Origin of the sequence: Streptomyces synnematoformans (assembly GCF_039531005.1) — a bacterium.
Classification (GTDB): domain Bacteria; phylum Actinomycetota; class Actinomycetes; order Streptomycetales; family Streptomycetaceae; genus Streptomyces; species Streptomyces synnematoformans.
This window is the reverse complement of sequence record NZ_BAAAPF010000520.1, coordinates 1-2947: the sequence shown is the minus strand read 5'-3', so window position 1 is coordinate 2947 and position 2947 is coordinate 1. Positions and strand designations below refer to the sequence as shown.

Here is a 2947-nt window from a genome sequence, read left to right as displayed (position 1 = left end):
CACCATGACGCGCATACGACTTCCCCGACACACCCGGATCCGCATCGAACAGATCCGCACTCCAGCCCCGGTCGGTCGGAAACTCCGAGACCCCCTCGCCACCGGACCACACCAGATCCCACAACTCCCCCGGCGACGACACACCACCCGGATAACGGCACGCCATCCCCACAACCACCACCGGATCCTCCGCATCCACGGCAGCGGCGGTCACGGTGGTCGCGGTAGCGGCGGTGACGGCGCCGAGCACTTCGTCGCGCAGGTGGCGGGCGAGGCCCGCGGGCGTGGGGTAGTTGAAGACGACCGTGGGGGCAAGGCGCACGCCCGCCGCGGCATTGACGCGGTTGCGCAGCTCGACCGCGGTCAGGGAGTCGAAGCCGAGCGCCTTGAAGTCCTGATCGGCGTCGATGGCCGCGGCGTCGTCGTAGCCGAGAACCAGCGCGGCCTGGGTACGGACGAGTCCGACCAGCTCGGCGTCCTGTGCCTCCGCGTCGAGACCGGCCAGCCGGGCGGCGAGGGCGGTCGTGCCGGTCGCCGTCCCCGCGGCCACCCGGCGGGCGCGGCGGCGGGGGGCGAAGTCCCGGAGGAGATACGGCACATCGCCGGCCTCGGCCTGCGCGCGGAGGGCGGGGAGGTCCATGCGTACGGGGATGACGTTCGGCGTACGGGTCCGCAGCGCCGCGTCGAGGGACGCGAGTCCCAGCTCCGGGGTCAGCGGGGCGATGCCGCTGCGGTGCCAGCGCGCCAGCTCGGCGTCGCCGAGCGCGGCGCCCATGCCGCCCGTGCCCCCGACGTCGCCCCACAGGCCCCACGCCAGGGCCTGGCCCGCCTGCCCCCGGGCCCGGCGGCGGGCGGCGAGGCCGTCGAGCCAGGCGTTGGCCGCGGCGTAGTTGCCCTGCCCCGGGGTGCCCAGCACGCCGGCGACGGAGGAGAAGAGGACGAAGGCGTCGAGGTCGAGGTCGCGCGTCAGCTCGTCGAGGTGCGTCGCGGCGTCGACCTTGGGTGCCAGGACTTCGCGCAGCGCCTCGGGGGTGAGGGAGGCGATGGTGGCGTCGGCAACGACGCCCGCGGCGTGGACGACCGCGGTCAGCGGCCGGTCGTCGGGAATCTCGGCGAGCATCCGGGCCACGGCGTCGCGGTCGGTGAGGTCGCAGCGCGCGAACGTTGCCTGCGCACCGGCCTCCCGCAGCTGCTCCCGCAGCTCGGGCGCGCCGGGCGTGTCGATGCCGCGGCGGCCGGCGAGCAGGAGGTGCCGTACGCCGTGCGTCGCCGCCAGGTACCGCGCGACCAGCCCGCCCAGCGCCCCGGCACCACCGGTGATCAGCACGGTGCCGTTCCGGCGGCCGAGCGCTTGTCCGGTGTCGTCGCCCTCGGATGGCAGGTGGGTGAGGTGGGGGGTGTGCGGGGTGCCGTGGTGGAGGGTGAGTTGGGGGGTGTCCGTCGTGAGGGTGTGGGCGAGGGCGTGCGGGAGGTGGGTGCGGGTGTCGGGGTGGTCGTCGGTGTCGACGAGGTGGATACGGCCCGGGTGCTCGGCCTGCGCCGTACGGGCCAGGCCCCAGAGCGCCGCGTGGACCGGGTCGGGTTCGGCGGTGTGGGCGTGGCGGGTGAGGACGACGAGGGGGGTGTCGGCCAGGCGGGGTTCATCGAGGTACTGCTGGAGGAGGGTGAGCAGGTCCTGCACGGCCCGGTGGGCGGCGGTGGGGGTCGGCTCGCCGCCGGGGGCGGGGGCGTAGACGACGGCGGTGGGCGGGTCGTCGGTGGCCAGGAGGTCCGCCAGGTGCGGGTGGTGCCGGACGGCGCTGTCCGGGACGGGCGCGACGGGGCCGAGAGTCGCCCAGCCGGTGGCGTCCGGTACGTCGGCCGGAAGTTCCCGCGGCGTCCAGCGCACGGTGTACAGGTCGGCGGTGGGCTGGGGCGCGGCCGCGAGGGTGCGCATGGTCAGCTCGCCGACCTCGGCGACCGGGCCGCCTTCGGCGTCGAAGAGTGTGATCTCGACGGTGTCGGGGCCGACGGCGACCGCCTGGACGCGCAGATGGGTGGCCGCGGTGGCGTGCAGCACAACCTTGGACCAGGCGAAGGGCACGCGGATGCCGTCGTCGGCGTTGTCGACGCCGTCGCTGCTGTCGATGAGGAGGGTGTGCAGGGCGGCGTCGAGGAGGGCGGGGTGGAGGCCGAAGGCATCCGGCCCGTGATCGCCGGTGTGCTCCTTGGACAGCACCACCTCCGCGTAGCGCGTCGAGCCGTCTTGCCACAGCGCGGTCAGACCCTGGAAGCCAGCCCCGTAGTCGTAACCGCGCTCGGCCAGCCGGTCGTAGGCGTCGGCCAGGTCCACGGCCGTGGCGTCCGCGGGCGGCCAGGCGCCCTGCCACGCCTCGACGGTCGTGTCTTCGGAGGCGGTGGCGGTGACGCGGCCGGTGGCGTGCCGTGTGAACGGACCGTCCGGGTCGTCGTCGGGGCGGGCATGCACGGCGACCGTACGAGCTGTCCCTTCGCCTTCCGGGGGGTCGACGATGACCTGGACCTGCACACCCCCGCTCTCCGGCAACTCCAACGGTGCTTCGAGGGCAAGGTCTTCGAGGACCGGGCAACCCGCCTCGTCACCGGCCCGCAGCGCCATCTCCACCAACGCCGCCCCCGGCACCAGCACCCGACCCTGGATCCGATGCCCGGCCAGCCACCCATCCCCCGCACGGGACACACGACCCGTCAACACCACCGCGCCCGACGATGCCACGGTCACCGACGCACCCAGCAAACCGTGCCCGAACGCACCCAGACCCAGACCCGCCGGATCACCCGCGGCAACAGAACCAGACAACCAGTAACGCCGCCGCTGGAACGCATACGTCGGCAACGCAACCCGCCGACCACTGACGCCCGCGAACACCGCGTGCCAATCCACCCGCACACCCGCCGCAAACGCAGCACCCACACCGGACACCAACAC

The 2947-nt window shown here is 74.1% G+C and carries 2 protein-coding genes; one reads left to right on the top strand and one right to left on the bottom strand.

Annotated features, from left to right (window positions below; all coding sequences use genetic code 11):
• Nucleotides 1–2713 (bottom strand): type I polyketide synthase (locus tag ABD317_RS35400; protein ID WP_344295861.1); only part of this gene is annotated, 2713 nt, incomplete at its 3' end.
• A gap of 45 nt (nucleotides 2714–2758) precedes the next feature.
• On the opposite strand from ABD317_RS35400, the gene ABD317_RS35395 reads away from it, so the two are divergent.
• Nucleotides 2759–2947 (top strand): hypothetical protein (locus ABD317_RS35395; protein WP_344295859.1); only part of this gene is annotated, 189 nt, incomplete at its 3' end.